Genomic DNA, 17,430 nt, shown 5'->3' with positions numbered 1-17,430 from the left:
GTGAGGCAAATATGAAAAAAATAAAACCAGAAGTCTGGATGGCGGTCGCGGTTGCCGTGCTAATCGCGTTATTTATTGGTGTTAGCGCTTATCACAATCAGCAACAAGCGCAACAACAACAGCAGGCAAAAAAATTAACGAAAAAGCAAATTCAGGCACAAAAGGCAAAACTAGACAAGTTAGCATTACCGCAACTACAAAAAGGTGTTGCAAGTAACGAGTCAGAGGTGCGGATTGAAACGACTGCTGGACCAATTACGGTTAAATTATTTAACCAAGAAGCGCCATTGGCCGTTCAAAACTTTATGACCCATGCCAAACAAGGTTATTACGATGGGACGAATTTCCACCGAGTTGTGAAAGACTTTATGATTCAGGGTGGTGATCCCAAAGGGACTGGTGCGGGCGGTCATTCTATTTGGTATCAAAAAGATTCAAAAATTGATGCCGGAAATGGCTTTAAAAATGAAACAAGTCCAAAACTCTATAATATCCGTGGCGCGCTGGCCATGGCCAATGCTGGTGCTGATACAAATGGTTCGCAATTTTTCATTGATCAAAACCATGACAACCAGATGAAGAAAATTGATCGTAATCAGTATCCCGAGAAAATATACAAGGCTTACCGTAATGGTGGTAATCCAAGTTTAGATGGAAAGTATACGGTCTTTGGTCAGGTGACTGATGGCATGCAAGTTGTTGATCAAATTGCAGCTGGAAAAGTAAAAATGAGTGAGTCAAATGAGCAATCGAAGCCGGTTGATCCGGTCAAAATTAAAACAATGACTATCCTAAAAACTCCGAAATAGCGCGGTATAATTGTGTTTTTTAAAAAGTTGTGTTCCCTTATTAGGCGGCACAACTTTTTTTGTTATTTTTTTGTGAAAAAAGCTACAAAATAGATAGTTTTTTTGTGCGGTTTGGCTATAATGAAAGGGTTGAACAAGATTGCTTAGCATAAAAAGGTACAAATGTGCCAGTAGGTCTTATATAGGAGAATATTTATGGAACATGCATTAACAGTCCGACTGTTTGCAGAATTTTTTGGGACAATGTTTTTGATTATTTTAGGTAATGGTGCGGTCGCCAATACCGAGCTTAAGAATACCAAGGGTAACCATACGGGGTGGTTGAATATTGCCTTTGGATATGGGGCTGGAGTCGGTGTACCGGTCATTGCGTTTGGCGCAATTTCAGCACACATTAATCCGGCGTTTACGTTAGGGTTAGCCATTGTGGGTGCATTCCCATGGACTGAGGTGGCCTTTTACATTGTTGCGCAGTTGGCTGGAGCGATGATTGGGCAATTGATTGTGGTTGGCGTTTATAAGCCTTACTTTGATGCAACTACAAATCCTGATGAAATTTTTGCACCATTCTCAACCGATGATGCTGCGGGATCACGTTTAAATGGCTTCCTAAATGAAGGATTCGGAACCTTTGTTTTGGTTTTTGCGGCAATGGCAATTGGTGCGACGCCACAAAATAAGCCGATTGAAGGGCTTGCTTTGGGAATTCTGGTGGCTAGTTTGGTAACATCACTCGGTGGAGCCACTGGACCAGCTTTGAATCCAGCACGTGACCTTGGACCACGTCTCATGCATGCGGTTTTGCCATTACAACATAAGGGTAGTTCACATTGGGACTATGCATGGGTACCAGTTGTTGCGCCAATCGTAGGTGCAACCGTTGCAACAATTTTGTATACACTTATTTTTAAATAAATAAAAAGTTCAGAACCAATAAGTGGGTTCTGAACTTTTTTGTAGATTAGTTTTCCGTCTGGTGTTCAGCAGCATAGGCTTCAGCTGTATTCTGAACTAACATTTGGAAATAATTGTCAAAGCCAGGTTGGTTGTAGCTTTGTTTTAAACCGATAATATCGGCTGCATGCCAAGCGCTAATGACAATTGCACCGTCATTGTATTGCAATGAGTGGGCAATCGCACTGGAAGCGTCAACTAGATAGTACGTGTCATTGGTATCTAAATAGAGTAAGCTTAATTGAGCGTAGGGATTCTTCACTAATGAAGATTTTGTGGGTAATATTCCAGAACGTTTGTCGCGAATGTTTTCGTGGCGAAATTTATGAATATTTTCCAAAGTGTTACCGATAACTTTCATACACGTGTCCTCACTTTTATTCGACTTAAGAAACATCTCATGCTTATTTAATAAAACATCATTAATAACTATAATAACATGTTTTTAAAAAAGAAACAGGGGCAGAAAAATAGATAATGTTGCTTACCTTAAATGAGGTGAACCAAATAAAATGATTTGCAAGCCAACCGTAGTTATGTTATATTTATTACATGCGATGAGTCGAGAGAATCTTCATTTAGAAGATTTTTACAAACGGCCTATATTAACAGCCGCATGCTGGTAGGTGATTAAACGTGTTGTGGAACACGTTGATCTGCACATGACTAACAGTTAGCAATAACTGGTGTACGTTGACTGATGGGTAACCATCACCTGCGTTAGGACAGGTCATTCCTAACATTGCCAAACTCAAAACGTCGATCATTGATCGGCGTTTTTTGTGTACATAAAGATATTTTGGCTAATACTCTAAATCTTGTTATAATAGGAATTAAAGTGGAGGAAAACGCATGAAAGTTTATACTGTGCGCCAGCTTGGTTTTTTTCAACGGCTCATCATAAACACAATTACCTTTTTGGCATTAGCGGGGCTATTGCCACAAGGCATTTACGTTAAGTCCGTTTGGACCGCCTTATTAGCATCTTTGCTCTTGGGGTGTTTGAACGCACTAATCCGACCAATTTTACAGCTGTTGGCTTTACCGCTTACATTACTAACCTTCGGTCTTTTTGGCTTTGTGGTAAATGCAGCGGTCTTATGGTTAACTGCCAGTATGATTGGGAGTGACTTTCACTTTTACGGATTTGGATGGGCGCTTTTGATCTCAATCATTATGTCGATTGTAAATCTAATTATTTCTAGTTTTTTGAATCGTGAGTAACGATAGAATGCATAAATGGGGAAATAGACATGGCTAAAAGCATAACCGTAAAAGATTTATTGAGTAATACACATCTTCGTGTTGTTACAGGAGAAGAGTATCTCCAACGCATCATTAAGACCGAGGATATTTCACGTCCGGGCTTAGAAATGACCGGATATTTCAACTATTATGCAGCAGAACGGATTCAGCTAATGGGTATTACTGAAACGTCATTTGCCAAGCGTATGTCACATGATGAGTTGATGATGGTTGCCCGCAAGATGATGCGACCAGAAACGCCAGCCTTTGTCGTGTCAACTGGCTTAGAATTACCACAAGAATTTATGGATGTGGCTGCTGAAACACATATTCCTGTTTTAGCCACTGAGTTAACATCTTCAAAAATTTTGTCAAATATGACTTATTTCTTGAGTGGTAAATTGGCTGAACGTCAATCAGTGCATGGTGTGTTAGTCGATATTTACGGTCTGGGTGTACTCATTACTGGAGACTCTGGGGTTGGTAAATCTGAAACGGCGCTTGAATTAGTTCAACGCGGTCACCGATTAATCGCTGATGATCGTGTTGATGTCTATGCGCAAGATGAAGAACGGCTGGTGGGTGAACCACCGGCAATTTTGCGAAACTTGATGGAGATTCGTGGTATTGGTATTATTGACGTATTGAATTTATTTGGTGCCGGTGCCGTGCGTTCCCATGCAACAATTGCGTTTAATCTCCACTTAGCAAAGTGGAAAGATGATCAAGATGTTGATCGTTTGGGCAATGGTGAAGATATCACCCGCATTCAAGGGGTTGATTTGCCACGCCTAGTCGTTCCCGTACAAACTGGACGTAATCTGGCGGTCTTGATTGAGACAGCGGCTAAGAATTTCCGTGCTAAGAAGATGGGATTTGATGCCACTGAAACATTCAATAATAATTTGAATCAATTAATTGAAGAAAACTCTGTGCACTCAGATGATTCAGCTGAGCCACAAGCGTAGGAGCGAAAGAGCATGACAAAAATAGCTATCTTGGGTGCGGGTTCATGGGGAACGGCATTGGCCACAGTTGTCGCTGAAAACGGCCACACAGTAGCCCTTTGGACGCATAAACCAGCCCAAGCAGAATTCATAAATACAAATCATCTTAATCCGGATTATCTTGGCGATAACCCAATTAATCCAGGCGTTGTTGCAACTGCGGATATGCTTGATGCAGTGACTGGTGCCGAAATTGTGGTTAGTGTGGTTCCAACCAAAGCAACGCGTGAAGTTGCTGCCAAACTAGCAGATGTCTTGAAGGAACTAGGTGATCAAAAAATCATCTTGGTGGGTGCAACTAAAGGGTTAGAACCTGTGACGTTTAAGCGCGTTTCAGAAATGCTAGCCGAAGAAGTACCAGAACAATATCGAAGTGGTGTGGCCGTAATTGAAGGACCATCACATGCCGAAGGGGTTGTTAAGCATGATCCAACATTAGTGACGGCTGTGAGCGAGAACTTAGCGGTAGCTGAAACTGTACAAGACGTATTCACGAACACACATTTTCGTGTGTACACTGGTTCTGATATGATTGGCGCTGAAGTCGGGGCTGCCTTGAAAAATGTTATTGCCATTGGAGCTGGCGCATTAGATGGTCTTGGTTATGACTCGAATGCTAAGGCAGCTTTGTTCACACGTGGTTTAGCAGAAATTACCCGCTTAGGGCAAGCCTTTGGGGCTAACCCCGTAACGTTTATGGGCTTATCAGGTGTTGGTGATTTATTTGTCACAGCTACATCAGTACATTCGCGTAATTTTAGAGCAGGTCAACAATTAGGGATGGGCAAAACCTTACCCGAGATTGTTGAGAATATGGGAATGGTGATTGAAGGTATCTCAACGGCAAAAGTGGCGTATGAACTTTCACAAGCCAAGCATGTTATAATGCCAATAACAGATTCAATTTATAAGGTCTTATATGAAGGATTAGATGTCAATCAGGCGATTCAAAATCTGATGAGTCGACCGGTGAAAGAGGAAGGAAAGTAAAAACTAATGAAACCTGTCAAAAAAGCGATTATCCCTGCAGCAGGGTTAGGAACTCGATTCTTACCAGCAACGAAGGCGTTGGCTAAAGAAATGTTGCCTATTGTTGATAAGCCAACAATTCAATTTATTATTGAAGAGGCTTTGGCTTCTGGAATTGAAGAAATTCTAATTGTCGATGGTAAATCAAAGCGTTTAATTGAAGATCATTTTGATTCAAATCCTGAACTTGAAAATAATTTACGTGAAAAAGGTAAGACTGAATTATTGAAGATGGTAGAAGAAACAACTGATATCAATCTTTACTTTATTCGTCAATCACACCCACGTGGACTTGGCGATGCTGTCCTAACTGGTAAGGCCTTCATTGGTGATGAACCATTTGTGGTTATGCTAGGTGACGACTTGATGCAAGATGAAGTACCGTTGACCAAGCAATTAATTGATCGCTATGAAGCAACCGGTGACTCAACTTTGGCCGTTATGGATGTACCACATGATGAAGTTTCATCTTATGGTGTCATCAATCCTGAAGAAGAATTATCTGATGGATTGTATCGCGTTTCAAACTTTGTTGAAAAGCCACAACCAGAGGATGCTCCTTCTGATTTGGCGATTATTGGCCGTTATCTTTTGACGCCAGAAATCTTCGAAGAACTTGAAAGTACAGAACCTGGAAAGGGTGGCGAAGTACAACTTACAGATGCCATCGACAGTCTGAACAAGCGCCAACAAGTTGATGCGCATGAATTCAAGGGTCGTCGTTATGACATTGGGTCTAAGATTGGTTTCTTGACGACAAACGTTGAATTTGGGTTGAAGCACCCGCAAACTGGGGAAGCCCTTAAAGCATATATCAAGGAACTTGCCAAAACATTAGATTAAGTATCATTCAAAAGGCACCGTGGGTGCCTTTTTGTTTACAAAAAACGTCGATTGTCTTACAATAAGTAAGTGGATTGGTTTCTTTAGACGCCTGATTTTGCATAGTAATTCAGTAAAGAAACGGGTAGAATAGCATAAGGAAAAGCACAAGGAGGAAGCATGATGACTGAAAAATTTGATGTAGTAATTATTGGGGCCGGTCCTGGTGGAATGACGGCTGCAACGTATGCCTCACGTGCCAACTTATCGGTTGTGATGTTAGATCGTGGTATTTACGGTGGTCAAATGAATAATACAGCTGAGGTTGAGAATTATCCTGGATACAACTCAATCATGGGAGCTGATTTATCTGAAAAGATGTATGCTTCTTCAACGCAATTTGGTGCCGAATATCAGTTTGGAACCGTAAAGCATATTGAAACCAATGCCGATAATACATGGCATGTGGTCACAGATATGAATGATTACCAAGCAAATTCAGTTATTGTCGCAACGGGATCTGAATACAAAAAACTGGGCGTGCCTGGTGAATTAGACTATGCCGGTCGAGGTGTTTCATATTGTGCCGTTTGTGATGGGGCTTTCTTTAAGGGACAAGAGGTTGTTGTCGTTGGTGGTGGTGACTCAGCTATTGAAGAAGCAACGTATTTAGCTGGAATTGTCGATCATGTGACAGTCGTTCATCGAGGCGACACGCTTAAAGCACAACCTATTTTGCAAAAGCGTGCTTTTGATGCGGATAATATTGATTTTATTTGGAATACCGAAGTGCAATCTATTAATGGTGATGGTACAAAAGTGACCTCTGTGACCCTTAAAAATAATGTTACTGATGAGGTTCGAGACTTCGCAACAGCGGCTACCTTTATCTATATCGGACTTTTGCCAGTTTCTGATTCAGTTGACGGACTAGGTATCACGGATGATCAAGGCTGGATTTTGACGAATGATCAGATGGAAACGACCCAACCAGGTATTTTTGCGATTGGTGATGTTCGTCAAAAGCAGCTCCGCCAGATTACAACGGCGGTTGGGGATGCCGCTATTGCAGGACAAAATGCTTATGCTTATAACGAAACGCTGAAAGATGGAGTTGAGTAGACCATGGACTACAATCAAATCTTGGAAGATTTACGGACCGGAGAACTGTCTGAGTACATCTTAGAAGCAGAGCATTTTCCAGAATTCTTTGAAGTATGGCGAAATTATCCATATCAAAGTGCGATTGTTGGTGAAGCTGGTCGGAAAGGGCAAGTGACCTATCGTAAACGCCCTGAAAATCAAGAATAGGATTTCTATGTAAGCGCTTGCCAACTTACATGGAAGCTGATAAAATAACAAGTGTAGAAAAGGCATGGTGTTGCATTTAGCCACCATGTGAAAACACGATAAAATGACAGACATATAAGGAGATTTAATCATGGAATCACGCGACTTTAAGATCGTAGCAGAAGCAGGTATTCATGCACGTCCAGCAACTTTGTTGGTACAAACTGCCTCAAAGTTTTCTTCAAACATTACACTTTCATACCAAGGTAAGGAAGTTAATTTGAAGTCAATCATGGGTGTGATGTCACTTGGTGTTGGTCAAGGTGCCGATGTTACCATTACTGCTGACGGTGATGATGCTAGTGCAGCTATCGATGCAATTGTAGAAACAATGGCATCAGAAGGTTTGACAAAGTAATTTTTCGAACCGGCAATATAATTGGGGAAGTGTGAGTTAGCAATAAAACTTAATACAAATAAGTTGAACTTCGAGGGGAACGAACAGCTATGGCAAAACAAATCAATGGAATTGCAGCTTCAAATGGGGTTGCTATCGCAAAAGCTTACAAGCTGATTACTCCGGATTTGTCTTTTGATAAGCGAACAATCGATGATGTTCAAGTCGAAAAAAGTCGCTTAGAGGCGGCTTTTTTGGCATCAAAGGCAGATTTAGAGAAAATCCGTGATAAAGCAGCAGCATCAATGGGAAATGAAGCGGCCGAGGTTTTCACAGCACATATTATGGTGCTTGAAGATCCTGAATTTACTGGGGGCATTGAACAAGCCATAGAATCAGACGCAATTAATGCCGAAGCGGCTTTGCAACAAGTTGCGGATATGTATATTGCATTATTTGAAGGAATGGCTGACAGTAATGCTTATATGGCTGAACGTGCAGCCGATATTCGTGACGTAACAAAGCGTATTTTGAGTCACTTGTTGGACAAGCGTTTGCCAAATCCAGCCCTAATTGACGAAGAAGTGATTATTGTTGCGCATGATATGACACCGTCTGATACTGCGCAACTTGATCGTCGTTATGTTAAAGGCTTTGTGACGGACGTTGGTGGCCGAACAGCACACGCAGCCATCATGGCGCGAACGCTTGAGATTCCAGCGGTTGTCGGAACAGAAGTAGCGACTGATTCAATTAATGAAGGTGATACGTTAGTTCTTGATGGTATGGATGGCGTTGTGATTCAAGCCCCAACTGAGCAAACGGTAGCTGAATATCAAGCCAAAGCGGATGCTTATGCTGAGCAGAAGGTTGAGTGGGCAAAATTAAAGGATCAAAAGACTTTATCTGCTGATGGACAACACTTTACTTTAGCAGCCAATATTGGAACACCAAAAGATTTGACGGGTGTCTTAGAAAACGGTGCTGAAGGGATTGGACTTTATCGGACTGAGTTCCTTTATATGGACTCACAAGAATTACCAGATGAAGAAGCGCAATTTGAAGCTTATAAGTCAGTCTTAGAAGGGGTGGGCCCTGATGAGAATGTGACTATCCGAACGATGGATATTGGTGGGGATAAAAAGTTACCATATTTGCCATTACCGGAAGAAGAAAATCCGTTTTTGGGATATCGTGCCATCCGCTTGTCATTGGGACGGTCTGATATTTTCCGGACGCAACTCAGAGCTTTAATTCGTGCTTCAGCTTTTGGAAATTTGTGGATTATGTTCCCAATGGTTGCGACGTTGCCTGAATTCAGAGCTGCTCGTGATATCTTCAATGAAGAGAAGGCGAAGTTGGTTGCTGAGGGTGTTGCAGTTAGTGATAATATCAAGCTTGGTATTATGATTGAAGTTCCAGCAGCGGCGGTCTTAGCAGACAAGTTTGCTCAGGAAGTTGACTTCTTCTCAATTGGAACTAACGATCTCATTGGTTACACAATGGCAGCTGATCGTGGAAATGATAAAGTTTCTTATTTGTATCAACCATACAATCCATCAATTTTACGACTTGTGGACAGCGTCATTAAAGCTGCTCATAAATATGGTAAGGTTGCGGCGATGTGTGGCGAAATGGCTGGCGACCCAATTGCTGTACCAATTTTGATGGGGATGGGCCTCGATGAATTTTCAATGTCGGCCACATCAGTGTTACCAACGCGTTCTTTGATGCGTCAACTAGATGCTTCTAAGTTACAAACGTTAGCTGAACAAGCCATTGAAGCTGATACAAGCGAAGATGTTGTTGCCTTAGTTAAGGCCAATGTTCCAGAAATTAAATAAACCAAAAAACAGTTAAGTTGCGACTTAACTGTTTTTTTGTATCTACATAATCAATGGTATAATGGGGGTACTATAAAAAAGAGGTGAAGCTATGGGACGCCGACCAATCGTAATGGCTAATTGGAAAATGAATAAATTACCTGATGAAGCGCGAGCGTATATAAAAGACGTAGCTGCTGTGGTGCAAGCATATCCAGATGTTGAGCCTATTTTAGCAGGCCAAGATGTCTTACTCCAAACAATGGTAGATGCAGCTGAAGGCACACATATTGAAATCGGTGCTGAAAACGTCTACTGGAAAGAAGAAGGCGCTTATACTGGTGAAACGAGTCCTAAAGTGGTGGCGAGTCTAGGGGTTCAATACGTGATTATTGGGCATTCTGAACGCCGACACTATTTCCGTGAAACGGACGAAATGGTCAACCTAAAGGCTTTAGCGGCTTTAAAAAATCATTTGAGTCCGATTATTGCCTTAGACGAATCAATTCAGGTTGTGTCGCCAAATGCGCATATGCATTGGATTGTTAATCAAGTAATTGAAGCCTTGAAAGGGGTCACTAACGATCAAATGGCGCAAGTCGTTTTGGCCTATGAACCGACGCAAGCGATTGGTAGCGGAATGGCGATGAATGCAGACCTCGCGCAAAAAGATTTATACATGATTCGTGAAACCGTATCTGATATGTTCAATGCCGAAATTGCTGAAAATCTACGCATTTTATATGGTGGTTCGGTTAAACCTGAAAATGTTTATGAAATTATGCGCCAGACCGATATAGATGGTGTTTTGGTGGGGAATTCAGCTCTGGACCCTGATAATTTCGCGGAATTAGTGAAGTTAGCCCATCAAGCTCAGAAGTTAAAATAAAATTCACGCACATCGATGTTAAAAGCGTGCTCATAGTTCGTGATATATGTTACAATTAAACATGTAAAGGACCTCGTTAGGTTCTAAAATCTTTCGTAAAGAACAAGGAGAACAACAATGTCTGCAATTACTGATATTTATGCACGCGAAGTGTTGGATTCACGTGGAAATCCTACTGTTGAAGTTGAGGTTTATACTGAATTAGGTGGATTCGGTCGTGGAATCGTGCCATCTGGTGCTTCAACTGGTGAACACGAAGCTGTTGAATTGCGTGACGGTGACAAGAACCGTTTCGGTGGTAAGGGAACTTTGAAGGCTGTTGACAACGTTAACACTAAGATCGCTGAAAAGCTTGTTGGCTTGGAAGTTACTGATCAAGTTGCCTTGGATCAAACAATGATCGCTTTGGACGGTACTGAAAACAAGGGTAAGTTGGGAGCCAACGCTATCTTGGGTGTTTCAATTGCCGCTGCCCGTGCTGCTGCTGATGAATTGGAAACACCATTGTACAACTACTTGGGTGGATTCAATGCTAAGGTTTTGCCAACACCAATGATGAACGTTATCAATGGTGGTGCTCACGCAAGCAACGATGTTGACTTCCAAGAATTCATGATCATGCCTGTTGGTGCTAAGTCAATTGCTGAAGCTGTTCGTATGGGTTCAGAAACTTTCCACGCCTTGCAAGCTTTGTTGAAGGCTGCTGGTCACTCAACTGCTGTTGGTGATGAAGGTGGATTTGCCCCTGACTTTAAGTCAAACGCAGAACCATTCGAATTCTTGTTGAAGGCCATTGAAAAGGCCGGTTACAAGCCTGGTAAGGATATTGCCATTGCCTTTGACGTTGCTTCTTCAGAATTCTACGATGCAGATCGTGGTGTATACGTATTGGCAGGGGAACCTGACAAGAAGGAATACACAACTGACGAATTCATCGATTACTTGGAAGCTTTGATCAACAAGTACCCAATCATCTCTGTTGAAGATCCTTTGGATGAAAACGAATGGGATGCATGGGTTAAGTTGACAAACCGTCTTGGAAACCGTGTTCAAATCGTTGGTGACGACTTCTTCGTTACAAACACACAATACCTACAAAAGGGTATTGAGATGGGTGCTGCTAACTCAATCTTGATCAAGGTTAACCAAATCGGTACTTTGACTGAGACTATGGACGCCATCGAAATGGCTAAGGAAGCTGGATACACTGCCATCGTTTCACACCGTTCAGGTGAAACTGAAGACACGACTATCTCTGACTTAGTTGTTGCAACTAACGCCGGACAAATCAAGACTGGATCATTGTCACGTACTGACCGTATTGCTAAGTACAACCAATTGATGCGCATCGAAGACTTGTTGGGTGAAAACGTTGCACAATTCAAGGGAATCAACAGCTTCTACAACATTGATAAGGCTGCCCGCGAAGCAATTACTAACTACGTTGGTTAATTTCAAATTTAATTAAATTAAAGAGTTTAGCATGGTGACATGCTGAACTCTTTTTTTATGTCTGAGTGGTTAGTTGAGTTATCACTGTATATATGCTATCCTAGGTAAGTATATTTAATCGAAATTAATGAGTATTTAGAAAAATGGAGGCGCCAAGTATGTATAATATTTTGTTGATTGCAATGATTGTTGTTGGCTTTTTATTGATTGTTGCCGTACTAATGCAACCATCAAAGCAACAAGATGCTTTATCAGCACTTTCTGGTGGCGCAGGTGATTTATTTGCAACGCAAAAGGCACGTGGATTTGAAGCTGTGATGCAACGGCTTACTGCGATTTTGGGTGCAATTTGGTTTATCTTAGGTTTGGCGCTTGTCTACCTATCAGCACATTAGACCATTTATGAAAAGACCTCTCGTGATTTTTTATGCGGGAGGTCTTTCTTCGAATAGAGACAAATTAATACGGAACATAGAAAAGAGAGAGTTTTAATGGCAGAAAATAATTTACAAGACCAGTTATATGGTTTTTTAAAGGCGAACCCTGCGCAAGCCTTTCCCGCCCAAACGCTGGTCGATGGCTTGCACTTGCCAGGTGATAATGCCTTTACGAAAGTCGTTCAAGCATTAGCAGCGCTTGAACGCGATGAAAAGATTAAAGTGAATGACGACGGTGCCTTCCAATATAATGCGGAAAAAGAAGGTGTGATTGGTGAATTCCGTGCGAATGAACGTGGATTTGGGTTTATTCGTTATGACGATAATGCTGATGACATCTTTGTTAACCCGGATAACACCATGTTAGCTTTACAAGGTGATCAAGTCCGCGTTAAGTTGTTGAACAAAGGTGATGGCAACCGTGGCCCAGAAGTACAAGTTGTTGAAATTATGCACCGTTCACGTGAACGAATGGTGGGTGAATTTAAACTAGGATCTGAGTATGCTGGTTATATTGGTCAAATTACTTTAACGGATAAGAAATTTGCAACATACGAATTCTTAATTAAAGAAGGTGGTATGGCTGCTTCTGATGGCGAAGTCGTTGTTGCGACGATTGATGCCTATCCAACAATTGATGCACCTAAACAGATGACTGGAACGGTTGTCCAAAAAATTGGTTATAAAGATGCCCCCGGCGTTGATATCATGCAAATTGTCTATAACCACGACGTACCGCATGTCTTCCCTGATGATGTGATGGAACAAGCTGAAGCAATTCCTGATCACGTTTTGGATGAGGAACGTGAAGATCGTGAAGATATCACGGATCAACCACTTGTTACGATTGACTCAATCGAGTCAAAGGACTTGGATGATGCCGTGACTGTTTGGCGCATGGATAACGGTAATTTCCATCTAGGGGTCCATATTGCTGACGTTTCACATTATGTTCCTGAAGGTTCTCCGCTAGATAAGGAAGCTTATAAGCGCGGTACATCAGTTTATTTGACTGATCGCGTGATTCCAATGTTGCCCCGTAACATCTCAAACGGAATTGCATCATTGAACGAGGGTGTTGACCGTTTGGCGATGTCAGCTGAAATGGAATTTACGCCAGATGGTACTTTGGTGAACCATCGTTTGCATAAGTCCGTGATGCGTTCACATGCCCGCATGACTTATATTGGTGTGAACGATATTTTGGCTGGTGATAAAGAAGCTCGTGAAAACTATCGTGAATTAGTGCCAATGTTTGAAGATATGCAACAATTGCACAATGCTTTAGCTGAAAAACGTAAGCAACGTGGGGCAATTGAGTTCGATGCGCCAGAAGCGAAAGTGATTGTGGATCCACAAGGGAAGCCGGTGGATATTGAACTTCGTGAACGTGGTACCTCTGAACGCATGATTGAGTCATTTATGTTGGCTGCTAATGAAACGGTTGCCATGCACTATGATTTGGCCAAGGTACCATTCTTGTATCGTATTCACGAAGCGCCAGATAGTGAACGTGTTGAGAAATTCTTTGACTTTGTGAAAGCTTTAGGTTGCCCAGTTAAGGCAGACCCAAACCATGTTAAGCCCGCTGACTTGCAAAATATTCACCAATACTTTGTCGGCAAGCCTGAAGAACAAATGGTTTCAACAATGATGTTGCGTTCAATGCAACAAGCCAAGTATTCTGATCAACCACTCGGACACTTTGGAATTGGCGCGGATTACTACACGCACTTCACGTCACCAATTCGTCGTTACCCGGATTTGACAGTTCACCGTTTAATTAAGTGGTATGAGCAGGCTGGCTTTGGCTCTGATGCGCAGACGAAGTATCGTGAACAATTGCCCGTGATTGCTGAAGATACATCTGTTCGCGAACGTCGTGCCGTTGATACTGAGCGTGATACGGATGCCATGAAGAAGGCGCAATACATGGAAGACAAGGTCGGTCAAGAATTCGATGCTGTCGTCAATGGCGTCTTGAAGTTTGGGATGTTCGTGTCACTTGAAAACACCGTTGAAGGTTTGATTCATACGTCAAACTTAACGGATGATTACTATGCCTATGATGAATCACATATGGCCCTAATTGGTCGTCGATTCCACCACATCTACCAAATTGGGCAACCCGTTCGTGTGAAGTTGATTCGCGTTGATACGGAACAAAGTGCTTTGGACTTTATTCTAGTGGATCCTGATGCTGCGCCGATTACGGATATTAAGGTCGCCGATGATCGCCGTGGTTCATTTGGTGGTAAGGGTGGTAACCACAAAAAGCCAGGTCAACAAGGCCGTGGTCGTCAAGGTGACAAGAACAAACAGGCTGGTAAGCCTAAAGATCACCGTGCGCCTAAGCCACGTCAAAATGGTTCAGCACAAAAGGGTCAACATAAATAAGTTTGATTAATTGGAGGGACCAACATGCCCAAAAAGAAAAAAGTTGTCAATGATGCTCTAGCAACCAATCGTAAAGCCCGTCATGATTATAATATTGGCGAAACGATGGAAGCAGGGCTTGAATTGACCGGAACTGAAATCAAGTCAATTCGAGCTGGTCGCATTACGATTGCCGATGGATTCGTGCAAATTCGAAATGGTCAAGCTTGGTTGGATAACGTGAATATTAGTCCGTTTGAACAAGGGAATCAGTTTAATCATGAACCCTTACGTTCACGCCGGTTATTGCTGCATAAACAGCAGATTCGACAGCTGGAAGCTGAAGTTTCACAAAAAGGGAAGACGATTATTCCGTTGAAAGTGTATATTAAACGCGGATTTGCCAAAGTTTTGATTGGCGTCGCGACCGGTAAACATAATTATGATAAACGTGAGACCTTGAAGCGTCGTGACCAAGAACGCGACTTACAAAGGGCATTAAAACGTTAAACCAAAAAACCACACGTGCGCGTGTGGTTTTTTGTATGTCAGGAAAGTTAACATAATTTCGCGCAAAGTTTTTTTTGCGGTGTATGCTAGACAGGAAATGTGTAGAACACTTATCTCAGGAGGAAATGTCATGAATAAATGGCTAAAGGGTTTGGTCGCGACCGGTATCATGCTACTTGGTTTGGTTGCGGTACCGCACAGTATTTCAGCTGATGCGAAACCAAACTATACAATTGCAACGGATACCACTTATCCACCATTCGAATTCCAGACGCAAAATGGGAGTTACCGAGGAATCGATATGGATATGTTAAAGGCCATCTCAAAAGAAGAGGGCTTTACCTATACGTTAAAGCCAATGAGTTTTAACGCTGGCGTACAAGCTGTCCAAGCAGGGCAAGTCGATGGGCTCTTAGCTGGTATGTCAATTACCCCTGAGCGTAAGCAATCATTTGACTTTAGTACACCGTACTATAAGACAGGTGTGGTTGTGGCCGTCGATGGTAAGAATAAATCAATTAAGTCTTTAGATGATTTAAAAGGCAAGAAGGTTGCGGTTAAAACCGGAACTGCAGGTGCACAATACGCCCAAAGTATTCAAAAGAAGTATGATTTCAAACTCTCATTCTTTAATGATTCTAATACCATGTATAACGATGTGACTGTTGGTAATACCGTTGCCTGTTTCGAAGATCAACCGGTGATGGGATATGCGATCAAGCAAGGGACCGCTTTGAAGGTGATTACTAAGCCTGCCAATGCAGGCGGCTATGGTTTTGGTGTTAAGAAGGGTCAAAATGCTAAGCTCTTAAAGAGCTTTGACGATGGCTATGCCAAAATTGTTAAGTCAGGTGAATATGACAAGATTGTTAGCCATTATGTTGGTAAGGGTGCATACAACTATAAGGCTAATGCCGCTAAGAACGAGAAGCCAACGATCTGGAATATCATCAAGGATAATAAATCAGCCTTACGTGATGGTTTGATTAAGACGATTGAGTTGACGGTCTTTGGAATCCTACTAGCCGCTGTATGGGGACTCTTCTTGGGTGTCTTGGGGGTTATGCCAAGCAAGTTGCTACGTGGACTATCAACGACAATCATCTATCTATTCCGTGGACTACCTATGTTGGTCCTAGCTTTCTTTATCTACATTGGTTTGCCGAACTTGACGGGCCAAAAGATTCCAGCCTTTACTGCTGGATTGATTACCTTAATCTTAAACGAAGGAGCTTATATCGGATCATTCGTTAAGGGTGGCTTCTTATCAGTTGACAAGGGGCAACTAGAAGCTGCACGTTCATTAGGTTTGCCATACGGGAAAGCAATGCGTAAGGTCGTGATGCCACAAGGAATTCGTTTAACGATTCCAAGTTTCATTAACCAATTCATTATTACGTTGAAGGATACATCAATCCTTTCAGCCATTGGAATTGTCGAATTGACGCAAACGGGAACCCTTATTATTGCACGTAATCTACAAGGTTTCCGTGTTTGGTTGATTATCGGAGCAATGTACTTAATTGTAATCACGCTATTAACTTGGTTATCAAATTGGATTGAAAAGAGGATTAAGTAATGACAGCCATTGTTGACGTAACAGATGTGCATAAGAGCTATGGAAAAAATGAAGTCTTAAAAGGCATTGATTTACAAGTGCAAGAAGGCGAAGTTGTTGTGATGATTGGGCCATCAGGGTCTGGTAAGTCAACTTTCCTCCGAACTTTGAATCACCTTGAACCCGCCGACAGTGGTAAAATCGTTATCAACGGTTGGGATATCAGTGACAAGAAAACCAACATCGATAAGACGCGTGAAACAATCGGCATGGTTTTCCAACACTTTAATCTTTTTCCACATTTAACGGTATTGGAAAATATGACATTAGCCCCAGTTCAGTTGGGAAAGTTGTCACAGGCAGAAGCTGATGAAAAAGGTTTAGCATTGTTAGACCAAGTTGGTCTACGTGATAAAGCCGATGTGAAACCAACGACCTTATCTGGAGGACAAGAACAACGTGTGGCGATTGCGCGTGCGTTAGAAATGAACCCCAAGATTATGTTGTTTGATGAGCCAACGTCGGCGCTTGATCCTGAAATGGTTGGGGACGTTTTACAAGTGATGAAGGATTTGGCAAAAGAGGGGATGACAATGGTTGTCGTCACCCATGAAATGGGTTTTGCCAAGCAAGTTGCTGACCGCGTTGTCTTCTTTGCTGATGGTAAGATTCAAGAACAAGGAACGCCTGAGGACGTTTTCGAGCATCCACAGAATCCACGGACACAAGATTTCTTGAACAAAATTCTAAATGCTTAAGGTTTTTAAAAAAGGTAATGCTACAATATGTAGGATTACCTTTTTATTTTTAGAGACAATGAAATGGAGCAAAT

At 42.0% G+C, this 17,430-nt stretch carries 18 protein-coding genes; 17 read left to right on the top strand and 1 reads right to left on the bottom strand.

Going from position 1 to position 17,430, the window contains the following annotated elements; all coding sequences use genetic code 11:
- Positions 1-11 precede the first annotated feature (11 nt).
- Complete coding sequence (locus IE337_RS06475) at positions 12-809, top strand: peptidylprolyl isomerase (protein WP_191136222.1); 798 nt, start codon at positions 12-14, stop codon at positions 807-809.
- 195 nt (positions 810-1,004) lie between these two features.
- Positions 1,005-1,724 carry an MIP/aquaporin family protein gene (locus IE337_RS06470; RefSeq protein ID WP_191136221.1) on the top strand — a complete coding sequence of 240 codons (720 nt, stop codon included), beginning with the start codon at positions 1,005-1,007 and terminating at the stop codon, positions 1,722-1,724.
- A 46-nt stretch (positions 1,725-1,770) separates the two neighbouring features.
- On the opposite strand, the gene IE337_RS06465 is transcribed toward IE337_RS06470, so the two are convergent.
- Positions 1,771-2,124, bottom strand: a complete 354-nt coding sequence (locus IE337_RS06465) for a hypothetical protein (protein ID WP_191136220.1) — start codon at positions 2,122-2,124, stop codon at positions 1,771-1,773.
- 491 nt (positions 2,125-2,615) lie between these two features.
- Between IE337_RS06465 and IE337_RS06460 the strand changes: the two genes are divergently transcribed.
- The 15 genes from IE337_RS06460 (at position 2,616) to IE337_RS06390 (ending at position 17,356) form a co-directional block, all read left to right on the top strand.
- Entirely contained in the window at positions 2,616-2,987 is a 372-nt protein-coding gene (locus IE337_RS06460) for a phage holin family protein (RefSeq protein WP_057746984.1), read from the top strand.
- Between the two features lie 29 nt (positions 2,988-3,016).
- Positions 3,017-3,976 carry an HPr(Ser) kinase/phosphatase gene (hprK, locus tag IE337_RS06455; RefSeq protein ID WP_057746982.1) on the top strand — a complete coding sequence of 320 codons (960 nt, stop codon included), beginning with the start codon at positions 3,017-3,019 and terminating at the stop codon, positions 3,974-3,976.
- A gap of 12 nt (positions 3,977-3,988) precedes the next feature.
- Positions 3,989-5,005, top strand: coding sequence for an NAD(P)H-dependent glycerol-3-phosphate dehydrogenase (locus IE337_RS06450; protein WP_191136219.1), 1,017 nt, complete (start codon positions 3,989-3,991; stop codon positions 5,003-5,005).
- A 6-nt stretch (positions 5,006-5,011) separates the two neighbouring features.
- Positions 5,012-5,887: a UTP--glucose-1-phosphate uridylyltransferase GalU gene (gene galU / locus IE337_RS06445; RefSeq protein ID WP_191136218.1), complete on the top strand. Its 876-nt coding sequence runs from the start codon at positions 5,012-5,014 to the stop codon at positions 5,885-5,887.
- Between the two features lie 162 nt (positions 5,888-6,049).
- A complete protein-coding gene (gene trxB, locus IE337_RS06440; protein WP_191136880.1) occupies positions 6,050-6,988 on the top strand; it encodes a thioredoxin-disulfide reductase in 939 nt (312 codons plus the stop codon).
- 3 nt (positions 6,989-6,991) lie between these two features.
- Positions 6,992-7,177, top strand: coding sequence for a hypothetical protein (locus IE337_RS06435; RefSeq protein WP_057746975.1), 186 nt, complete (start codon positions 6,992-6,994; stop codon positions 7,175-7,177).
- 130 nt (positions 7,178-7,307) lie between these two features.
- On the top strand, positions 7,308-7,574 hold the full coding sequence (locus IE337_RS06430) for a phosphocarrier protein HPr (protein WP_191136217.1): 267 nt from the start codon (positions 7,308-7,310) through the stop codon (positions 7,572-7,574).
- Between the two features lie 89 nt (positions 7,575-7,663).
- Positions 7,664-9,397, top strand: a complete 1,734-nt coding sequence (gene ptsP / locus IE337_RS06425; protein ID WP_191136216.1) for a phosphoenolpyruvate--protein phosphotransferase — start codon at positions 7,664-7,666, stop codon at positions 9,395-9,397.
- A 91-nt stretch (positions 9,398-9,488) separates the two neighbouring features.
- Positions 9,489-10,265 carry a triose-phosphate isomerase gene (gene tpiA, locus IE337_RS06420; RefSeq protein WP_057746968.1) on the top strand — a complete coding sequence of 259 codons (777 nt, stop codon included), beginning with the start codon at positions 9,489-9,491 and terminating at the stop codon, positions 10,263-10,265.
- Between the two features lie 117 nt (positions 10,266-10,382).
- Complete coding sequence (gene eno, locus IE337_RS06415) at positions 10,383-11,717, top strand: phosphopyruvate hydratase (RefSeq protein WP_072152602.1); 1,335 nt, start codon at positions 10,383-10,385, stop codon at positions 11,715-11,717.
- Between the two features lie 158 nt (positions 11,718-11,875).
- Positions 11,876-12,112, top strand: coding sequence for a preprotein translocase subunit SecG (secG, locus tag IE337_RS06410; protein ID WP_057746965.1), 237 nt, complete (start codon positions 11,876-11,878; stop codon positions 12,110-12,112).
- A 96-nt stretch (positions 12,113-12,208) separates the two neighbouring features.
- Entirely contained in the window at positions 12,209-14,551 is a 2,343-nt protein-coding gene (rnr, locus tag IE337_RS06405; RefSeq protein WP_191136215.1) for a ribonuclease R, read from the top strand.
- Positions 14,552-14,575: 24 nt separating this feature from the next.
- On the top strand, positions 14,576-15,040 hold the full coding sequence (gene smpB, locus IE337_RS06400; RefSeq protein WP_057746961.1) for an SsrA-binding protein SmpB: 465 nt from the start codon (positions 14,576-14,578) through the stop codon (positions 15,038-15,040).
- 130 nt (positions 15,041-15,170) lie between these two features.
- Positions 15,171-16,619, top strand: coding sequence for an ABC transporter substrate-binding protein/permease (locus IE337_RS06395; RefSeq protein ID WP_191136214.1), 1,449 nt, complete (start codon positions 15,171-15,173; stop codon positions 16,617-16,619).
- Positions 16,619-17,356: an amino acid ABC transporter ATP-binding protein gene (locus IE337_RS06390; RefSeq protein WP_279287834.1), complete on the top strand. Its 738-nt coding sequence runs from the start codon at positions 16,619-16,621 to the stop codon at positions 17,354-17,356. The genes IE337_RS06395 and IE337_RS06390 overlap by 1 nt, the downstream gene beginning before the upstream one ends.
- The last annotated feature ends 74 nt before the right edge of the window (positions 17,357-17,430 follow it).

Origin of the sequence: Weissella viridescens, from assembly GCF_014789145.1 — a bacterium.
In the GTDB taxonomy this organism is placed as follows: Bacteria; Bacillota; Bacilli; order Lactobacillales; family Lactobacillaceae; genus Weissella; species Weissella viridescens.
This window is presented reverse-complemented; position numbering and strand designations above follow the sequence as displayed.

Bases quoted from the DNA above. Each gene is read 5' to 3' on its own strand.
- IE337_RS06475 (WP_191136222.1), top strand. From the start codon at position 12: ATGAAAAAAATAAAACCAGAAGTCTGGATGGCGGTCGCGGTTGCCGTG.
- IE337_RS06470 (WP_191136221.1), top strand. From the start codon at position 1,005: ATGGAACATGCATTAACAGTCCGACTGTTTGCAGAATTTTTTGGGACA.
- IE337_RS06465 (WP_191136220.1), bottom strand. From the start codon at position 2,124: ATGAAAGTTATCGGTAACACTTTGGAAAATATTCATAAATTTCGCCAC.
- IE337_RS06460 (WP_057746984.1), top strand. From the start codon at position 2,616: ATGAAAGTTTATACTGTGCGCCAGCTTGGTTTTTTTCAACGGCTCATC.
- hprK (WP_057746982.1), top strand. From the start codon at position 3,017: ATGGCTAAAAGCATAACCGTAAAAGATTTATTGAGTAATACACATCTT.
- IE337_RS06450 (WP_191136219.1), top strand. From the start codon at position 3,989: ATGACAAAAATAGCTATCTTGGGTGCGGGTTCATGGGGAACGGCATTG.
- galU (WP_191136218.1), top strand. From the start codon at position 5,012: ATGAAACCTGTCAAAAAAGCGATTATCCCTGCAGCAGGGTTAGGAACT.
- trxB (WP_191136880.1), top strand. From the start codon at position 6,050: ATGACTGAAAAATTTGATGTAGTAATTATTGGGGCCGGTCCTGGTGGA.
- IE337_RS06435 (WP_057746975.1), top strand. From the start codon at position 6,992: ATGGACTACAATCAAATCTTGGAAGATTTACGGACCGGAGAACTGTCT.
- IE337_RS06430 (WP_191136217.1), top strand. From the start codon at position 7,308: ATGGAATCACGCGACTTTAAGATCGTAGCAGAAGCAGGTATTCATGCA.
- ptsP (WP_191136216.1), top strand. From the start codon at position 7,664: ATGGCAAAACAAATCAATGGAATTGCAGCTTCAAATGGGGTTGCTATC.
- tpiA (WP_057746968.1), top strand. From the start codon at position 9,489: ATGGGACGCCGACCAATCGTAATGGCTAATTGGAAAATGAATAAATTA.
- eno (WP_072152602.1), top strand. From the start codon at position 10,383: ATGTCTGCAATTACTGATATTTATGCACGCGAAGTGTTGGATTCACGT.
- secG (WP_057746965.1), top strand. From the start codon at position 11,876: ATGTATAATATTTTGTTGATTGCAATGATTGTTGTTGGCTTTTTATTG.
- rnr (WP_191136215.1), top strand. From the start codon at position 12,209: ATGGCAGAAAATAATTTACAAGACCAGTTATATGGTTTTTTAAAGGCG.
- smpB (WP_057746961.1), top strand. From the start codon at position 14,576: ATGCCCAAAAAGAAAAAAGTTGTCAATGATGCTCTAGCAACCAATCGT.
- IE337_RS06395 (WP_191136214.1), top strand. From the start codon at position 15,171: ATGAATAAATGGCTAAAGGGTTTGGTCGCGACCGGTATCATGCTACTT.
- IE337_RS06390 (WP_279287834.1), top strand. From the start codon at position 16,619: ATGACAGCCATTGTTGACGTAACAGATGTGCATAAGAGCTATGGAAAA.